The sequence below is a fragment of the Pseudomonas sp. FW305-28 genome (assembly GCF_017351395.1).
GTDB classification, from domain to species: domain Bacteria; phylum Pseudomonadota; class Gammaproteobacteria; order Pseudomonadales; family Pseudomonadaceae; genus Aquipseudomonas; species Aquipseudomonas fluorescens_AA.
Genome location: NZ_JACNDD010000222.1, coordinates 1 through 7426, shown reverse-complemented (window position 1 = coordinate 7426; position 7426 = coordinate 1). Strand labels below are relative to the sequence as shown.

Below are 7426 nucleotides of genomic sequence, written 5' to 3'. Positions count from 1 at the left end.
CACGCTTGGCGCCCAGGTAAGCCTTTTGCCAATAGGCCTTGGACAGGCTGTCGAGCTTGACCGTGCCGCCCGTGGCCGGTGCGTGGACGAAGCGCCCCTCGCCGACATAGATCCCGGCATGGCTGACCTGAGAGCCGCCGTTGGTGGCGAAGAAAATCAAATCGCCGGTCTGCAAGGCGTTCTTGCCGACATCCGGCGCGCGCATGCCGATCATCTCGCGCGTGGAGCGCGGCAGGGAAATACCCGCGGCGTCGCGGTACACATAACCGATCAAGCCACTGCAATCGAAGCCCGAATCCGGCGTGTTGCCGCCCCAGCGGTACGGCGTCCCCACCAGGCCCAGAGCCCGGAACAGGACGTCTTCGGCGGCAGGGGAAAAGGATTGCGAGGGGGCAAAGACCACCGGGGCCCGTACCACAGGTGCTGGCGGCGCGGTTCGGCTGGCGCACGCACTGAGCAGTGCGGCGAGGAAGATGAGCGCGAGGCGGGCCGACGTCGACATATGCAGAACAATCCTGATCTGGATGCGGCTTTTCTGCCGTGGGCATGAAAACAAATCCGCCTGCGTAGTACGCAGGCGGATTGCCATCAATCAATGATCAAGGATTCTAGCGACTATGTGGCAAACTTCAAGTAAGACTTTAAGTTTGCCTTACAAACTGTGTGCTTACTTGCGAGCAGTGACCACAGTCGGTGCCATGGCGAGGGCGCGCTTGGCTTCGATGAAGGTCTTGCTCCAGTAGCTGTCGCCCAGGCTGTCGATCCGCACGCCACCGCTGCGGCGGCTGCTGGAATGGATGAACTGGTTGTCGCCCAGGTAGATACCGGCATGGCTGACGCGACCGCGACGACCGTTGGTGCTGAAGAACAGCAGGTCACCGGGCTCCAGCTGATTGCGCGCTACCAGTGGGGCGTTCACGTTGATCATTTCGCGAGTGGAGCGCGGCAGGTTCATGCCAGCCTCTTCGCGGAACAGATAACCGATGAAACCGCTGCAATCGAAGCCGGCTTCAGAAGTACCGCCAAAACGGTAGCGGGTACCGATCAGCGACATGCCACGTTCCAGGATGCTGTCAGCCAGTACTGGAAGCTGGTAAGGCTTGCTGCCGGCGAAGGCTGCGAGTTCTTTGTCGGAGGCCATTTCTTCCTGGAACGCAACGGAGGAAGACTGGGCGGTAACGGAATTCCGGACCTGTGGTTGTGGCGCTTGCTGGGACACTGGAGAGTGGGCAGCGCAACCGAACAACAGGGTAACGAGTGCGAGAGGCACGAGGGGTGCGAAGCGATTTAGCATGGGCACGACCGTGGCTGAAGTAGTAAAGATGGCGAGACTATGCCTTCTATCAACCTCATTTGCAAATTCAATCGATGCAAATGTGACTTCTCGGTTTTACGTTTACATCTAAGCGCTTAAGCCCATTTTGAACGTCACGCAGCCTGCAACCCAGCAGGACCGCGGGTTTCGCCGCGTCCAGAACAGGCCATGAGCCACTACTCACAACGGTTCTACCAGCCCAAAGTTTCTTTCAAAAAAGGAATAGTCAGCTTGCGCTGGGCCTGGAGCGAGGCTTGGTCGAGGCGCTCGAGTAGCTCGAACAATGCGCTCATGCTGCGGGTGCCACGGGTGAGGATGAAATGCCCGACTTCATCGGTCAGGTGCAGGCCACGTCGGGAAGCGCGTAGCTGCAAGGCACGGAGCTTGTCTTCGTCGGACAACGGGCGCATCTGGAAAATCAGCGCCAGGGTGAGACGGGATTTGAGATCCGCCAGTTTCACCGGCAGCTCCCGAGGCGACGTCGAGGCGGCGATCAACAAGCGCCGACCGCTGTCGCGCAACCGATTGAACAGGTGAAACAGCGCTTCTTCCCAGTCAGCCTTGCCGGCCACGGCCTGGAGATCGTCCAGGCAGACCAGTTCGTACTGTTCAAGGTTGTCGAGGATTTCAACGCCGCGATCCAGCAATTCAGCCAGCGGCAGATACACGGCCGGCTCGCCCAACTGCTCGAACCGCAGGCAAGCCGCCTGCAACAGGTGCGTGCGCCCTACCCCGTCCTTGCCCCACAGATAGATCAGGCTTTCGGTCCAGCCGGCGTCGGCTTCGCAGAGCCGCTCGACATAGCCGAGTGCAGCGGCATTGGCGCCTGGGTAGTAGTTGATAAAGGTAGCGTCATCACGCAGACGCACACCTAGGGGCAGCTGAATCGGTTTCATGCTGACTGAACAGTTCCCAAGGAACCGTTAGTGGCCTCTGTGTAAAGTGCGCAAAGTTTATACCCGTGGCGCGGACCGCACAATGCGCCGGACCACGAGCAAAATCAAAGGTTTGCAGCAGCAAGAGAACGGAACGTCGGTTTCCCTGACGCTCCGTCGCGGATTTGCCCTACAGATCAGGGTCTTCAGCGCCGCTATAAATGTCCGAATCCTTGTACAGATCGTGCATATGCCGCACCAGCACCATGATCACCGCTGCCACCGGCAGCGCCAGCAGGATCCCGGTGAAACCGAACAACTCGCCACCGGCCAGGATCGCAAAGATCACCGCCACGGGATGCAGGCCAATACGGTCGCCCACCAACAGCGGCGTCAGCACCATGCCCTCCAGGGCTTGCCCGACCATGAACACCGCCACGATGCCGACCATCGGGTACAAGTCACCGCCGAACTGGAACAACCCGGCGATCAACGCCGCACCGATACCAATCACAAAGCCCATGTACGGCACGATGGCCGCCAGCCCGGCGATCAAGCCGATCAACAGCCCCAACTCCAGCCCCACCAGCATCAAGCCGGCCGCGTAGATGAAACCCAGGGCCACCATTACCAGCAACTGCCCGCGCACGAACGCCCCCAAGACCTCATGGCATTCGCCGGTCAGGGTCATGATGCGTTCTTCGCGCTGACGCGGCAGCAGGCTGCGGATCTTGGCCATCATCAGGTCCCAGTCCCGCAGCAGATAGAAAGCCACCACCGGGATCAGCACCAGGTTTGCCAGCCAGCCGATCAACGCCAGGCCCGAGGCCGTCGCCTGGCTCAACACCACGCCAACGATGTCGGTCGTCTGGCCCATGTGCTCGCTGATGGCGGCCTTGACCTTGTCGAACTTCCAGAAACCGTCGGCCAAGCCCAATTTCGACTGCACCCACGGCATCGCGCTGTGCTGCAACCAATCGAGCATCTGCGGCGCCAACTCGTACAGGCGCACCAGTTGCTTGGCGAGCATCGGTATCAGCACCAGTAACAGGGCGCTCACGATCAGTGTGAACAGCGCAAACACCGCCACCACGCCCCAGGTCCGCGACAGGCCGAGTTTTTCCAGGCGATCCACCACCGGATCGAACAGATAGGCCAACAGCAGCGCAACCAGGAACGGTGTGAGGATCGGATGCAGCAAATAAATAAGCGCGAACAGCAGGGCAACCCCACCCAACCAGAACCAACGCCGCGTATCGCCCATGAACCACTCCTAGCTATATAAAGAAAGACAACCTACCAGCGGAACCGCAAATTGGCGGCCGGTGCTGGCGCAGGTGCCACAACCGGGGCCGAGCCATCGGCGGCGGGTGGCGCGACCGGCACCGGCGCGACGGCCTCACCGGCTGGAACCTCCTGCAGTCTTGCCAGGGCCAGTTGCGCCTTCAATTGTTCGGCACTGCCGTTGACCCGATAGACGATCCGGTCCCCTTCGACCCGCTGCAACTGCCCAGCGAACGGCTCGAGCAAACGCCCCAGCGCCGCGTAGCGCTCCAGGTTCATGCCCTGCACTTCCAGCAGTTGTTCCGTGGCCACCCCCGGCTTGGCGACGAAGCGCGGCGCCAGGCGCTGGCTCACCGCGAGCATGACCGCATCGGCCAAGGCCGCAGGATCGGCGCCCTGGGCAGTGCCCTGCTCACGCTGGTCCCCCAGCCACAGGCGCCAGGTACCGTGCCACTGACCGCCTTCTTCCTTCGCATGGACCGCCAGCAAGGCGTCCGCCGCGTAGCGCTCCGACGCATCGCGCAGAGGCGCCGGGTCGCTGCCTTCCAGGTTCGGCGCGGTGGCGACGATCTGCTCGCTCAGATCCGCCAGCGGCAGGTGCAAAGCCAGGCCCCGATGCTGCGCGGCACGCCGCAACGGCGTGGCGCTGGCTTGGCCATCGCCCACCAGGCTGGAACCCTCGGCCGAATCGTTCAGCCACCAGCCCAGGATCGATGGCCGGTTCGCGCTCCAGAGCGACAAGCCTGCCGAGCGCAATGCCCGGTCGGTACTCGCCGGGTCGAAATCCACCTTGAGGCTTTCCGGCGGGCCGGCGTCGTAGCCATATTGAAGAATGATCTGTTGCGGGTCCTGGCGGATGGCCGCCAACCCGGGATTCTGGGCCGCCTTGGCATCGCCGGTCAGGCGCAGCACCAGCGTATCCAGGGCGCGCAACGTCGCCTGGTTGCGCTCCTCCGGCGTCTGGCTGGTGACCGGTTCGAGCACTTGATAGAGGCCATTGACGGTTTCGGCATGGCTCGCCAGGCTGATCAGCGACAAGCAGCCCACGGACAAGAATTTGAACAAACGCATGGAAGATTCCCGGACATAACGGCTGGAACAGGCCGTGTGAAGAAGATTGAGCATGGCTGAGACCACAGCACCCGGCAAAACATTCACACGCCAGTGGAAGTTTCGCACGGTCATCACCATAACCGGTTACCGCTACACCTTATACAGAGGCGTTGCGCAGTACCAATATAAGAAATATCGGTTTTTTTCCGCGGATATGTCCCTGCCCGTCGGCGCGAGGATGGCCGCTGCCCCTCAAGCCTGATAAAATCGCGCGCCTTCGCAGACCGGCAATGGCTGGGCTCCCGGAATAATTCGTACAACGGTTATTCAATGGCCCCGGCGTCGGTCGTTACCCAGAAATCCCCCCTAAAGGCCTGGATCATGAGCAAGCAACCCTCCCTGAGCTACAAGGACGCCGGTGTAGACATCGACGCCGGTGAAGCATTGGTCGAACGCATCAAGAGCGTCGCCAAGCGCACTGCGCGCCCGGAAGTCATGGGCGGCCTGGGCGGTTTCGGCGCCCTCTGCGAGATCCCGGCCGGCTACAAGCAACCGGTGCTGGTCTCGGGCACCGACGGCGTCGGCACCAAGCTGCGCCTGGCCCTGAACCTGAACAAGCACGACAGCATCGGCATCGACCTGGTGGCCATGTGCGTGAACGACCTGGTGGTGTGCGGTGCCGAGCCGCTGTTCTTCCTTGACTACTACGCCACCGGCAAACTGAACGTCGACACCGCTGCCCAGGTCGTGACCGGCATCGGCGCCGGCTGCGAACTGTCCGGCTGCTCCCTGGTCGGCGGCGAAACCGCTGAAATGCCCGGCATGTACGAAGGCGAAGACTACGACCTGGCCGGCTTCTGCGTCGGCGTGGTTGAAAAAGCCGAGATCATCGACGGTTCGAAAGTCGCCGCTGGCGATGCCCTGCTCGCCCTGCCATCCTCCGGCCCGCACTCCAACGGCTACTCGCTGATCCGCAAGATCATCGAAGTCTCGGGTGCCGACATTGAAAACACCCAGCTCGACGGCAAGCCACTGGCCGACCTGCTGATGGCTCCGACCCGCATCTACGTCAAGCCGCTGCTCAAGCTGATCAAGGACACAGGTGCCGTCAAGGCCATGGCCCACATCACCGGTGGTGGCCTGTTGGACAACATCCCGCGTGTGCTGCCAAAAGGCGCCCAGGCCGTGGTCGACGTGGCGAGCTGGACCCGTCCGGCGGTGTTCGACTGGCTGCAAGAAAAAGGCAATGTCGATGAAACCGAAATGCACCGCGTGCTGAACTGCGGCGTGGGCATGGTCATCTGCGTAGCCCAGGAGCACGTCGAGACCGCCCTGAACGTCCTGCGTGAAGCCGGCGAACAGCCTTGGGTCATCGGCCAGATCGCCACCGCGGCCGAAGGCGCCGCACAGGTCGAGCTGAAAAACCTTAAGGCACACTGATGTCCGCAACCTGTGACGTGGTGGTGCTGCTGTCCGGCACCGGCAGTAACTTGCAGGCCTTGATCGACAGCACACGGACCGGCGACAGCCCGGTCCGTATCCGTGCGGTGATTTCCAACCGCGCCGATGCCTACGGCCTGCAACGCGCCAGGGACGCGGGCATCGACACCCGGGTCCTGGATCACAAGGCGTTCGAAGGCCGCGAAGCCTTCGACGCCGCGCTGATCGAACAGATCGACACCTTCAATCCGCAACTGGTCGTGCTCGCTGGCTTCATGCGCATCCTCAGCGCTGGCTTCGTGCGTCACTACCAGGGCCGCCTGTTCAATATCCATCCCTCGCTGCTGCCCAAATACAAAGGGTTACACACTCACCAGCGCGCGCTGGAGGCCGGAGACACGGAGCACGGCTGCTCCGTGCACTTTGTCACCGAGGAACTCGATGGCGGACCACTGGTCGTACAGGCAGTAATACCGGTAGAGTTGCACGACACGCCGCAAAGTCTGGCGCAGCGGGTTCACGCCCGCGAGCACCAGATCTACCCGATGGCCGTACGTTGGTTTGCCGAAGGAAGGCTGACCCTCGACGATCGCGGTGCCTCACTGGACGGCCAGTTGCTCGCCGCCAGCGGCCATTTGATTCGATACTAGGAGATTTTATGCGTCGCGCCCTGCTCTTCGCTTGCGCTCTGCTTGCCTTGCCCCTGGCACAGGCCGCAGAACTTCAACCGTTCTCCGCCAGCTACACCGCCGACTGGAAACAGTTGCCCATGAGTGGCACCGCCGAGCGCAACCTGACCAAGGAGGCCAACGGCACCTGGAAGCTGAGCTTCAAGGCTTCGATGATGATCGCCAGCCTGACCGAAGAAAGCACCCTGACCCTGGACAAGGACACCCTGCTGCCACAGTCCTACCACTTCGAACGTGGTGGCCTGGGCAAGGCCAAGAAAGCCGACCTGGACTTCGACTGGAACACCAAGATGGTCACCGGCACCGATCGCGGTGACGCGGTCAAGCTGCCGCTCAACCGTGGCATGGTCGATAAATCCACTTACCAGTTGGCCCTGCAGCATGACGTGGCGGCTGGCAAGAAAAGCATGAGCTATCAGGTCGTGGATGATGGCGAAGTCGATACCTATGACTTCCGTGTGCTGGGTTCGGAGAAGGTCGACACCAAGGCCGGACAGATCGATGCGATCAAGGTCGAGCGCGTGCGCGATCCGACACAAAGCAAGCGCATCACCGTGCTCTGGTTCGCCAAGGACTGGGACTACCTGCTGGTGCGCCTGCAACAGGTCGAGACCGACGGCAAGGAGTACAACATCATGCTCCAGGACGGCACGGTCAATGGCAAGGCTGTGAAAGGCAGCTGATCGAAGTGAACACCGAGAAGCCCCGCAAATGCGGGGCTTTTTAATGCCCGGATTTCAAGCCCACCACATACCCTCTGTGGGAGCGAG

General features: G+C 61.7%; 9 protein-coding genes. 4 read left to right on the top strand and 5 right to left on the bottom strand.

What is annotated here, in order from left to right; translation table 11 throughout:
• From J4E53_RS29010 to J4E53_RS28990, 5 genes are all read right to left on the bottom strand, one after another.
• On the bottom strand, nucleotides 1-502 hold a 502-nt coding region (locus J4E53_RS29010), incomplete at its 3' end, for a C40 family peptidase (protein ID WP_207268251.1).
• Between the two features lie 165 nt (nucleotides 503-667).
• A complete protein-coding gene (locus J4E53_RS29005; protein ID WP_060741069.1) occupies nucleotides 668-1294 on the bottom strand; it encodes a C40 family peptidase in 627 nt (208 codons plus the stop codon).
• A gap of 212 nt (nucleotides 1295-1506) precedes the next feature.
• Nucleotides 1507-2211, bottom strand: coding sequence for a DnaA regulatory inactivator Hda (hda, locus tag J4E53_RS29000; protein ID WP_003178999.1), 705 nt, complete (start codon nucleotides 2209-2211; stop codon nucleotides 1507-1509).
• A gap of 169 nt (nucleotides 2212-2380) precedes the next feature.
• On the bottom strand, nucleotides 2381-3454 hold the full coding sequence (locus J4E53_RS28995) for an AI-2E family transporter (RefSeq protein ID WP_060741068.1): 1074 nt from the start codon (nucleotides 3452-3454) through the stop codon (nucleotides 2381-2383).
• Nucleotides 3455-3486: 32 nt separating this feature from the next.
• The gene (locus J4E53_RS28990) at nucleotides 3487-4545 is read right to left on the bottom strand and encodes a DUF2066 domain-containing protein (protein ID WP_103310925.1); all 1059 of its coding nucleotides are present in this window, start codon (nucleotides 4543-4545) and stop codon (nucleotides 3487-3489) included.
• 52 nt (nucleotides 4546-4597) lie between these two features.
• Here J4E53_RS28990 and J4E53_RS28985 point away from each other — a divergent pair, with 52 nt between their 5' ends.
• The 4 genes from J4E53_RS28985 (at nucleotide 4598) to J4E53_RS28970 (ending at nucleotide 7339) form a co-directional block, all read left to right on the top strand.
• Nucleotides 4598-4789, top strand: a complete 192-nt coding sequence (locus J4E53_RS28985) for a hypothetical protein (RefSeq protein WP_177431745.1) — start codon at nucleotides 4598-4600, stop codon at nucleotides 4787-4789.
• Between the two features lie 119 nt (nucleotides 4790-4908).
• Nucleotides 4909-5967: a phosphoribosylformylglycinamidine cyclo-ligase gene (purM, locus tag J4E53_RS28980; RefSeq protein WP_003204658.1), complete on the top strand. Its 1059-nt coding sequence runs from the start codon at nucleotides 4909-4911 to the stop codon at nucleotides 5965-5967.
• A complete protein-coding gene (gene purN, locus J4E53_RS28975; protein ID WP_060741065.1) occupies nucleotides 5967-6617 on the top strand; it encodes a phosphoribosylglycinamide formyltransferase in 651 nt (216 codons plus the stop codon). Before purM ends, purN begins: the two co-directional genes overlap by 1 nt.
• Nucleotides 6618-6625: 8 nt before the next feature.
• Nucleotides 6626-7339: a DUF3108 domain-containing protein gene (locus tag J4E53_RS28970; RefSeq protein ID WP_060741064.1), complete on the top strand. Its 714-nt coding sequence runs from the start codon at nucleotides 6626-6628 to the stop codon at nucleotides 7337-7339.
• Nucleotides 7340-7426: the final 87 nt, after the last annotated feature.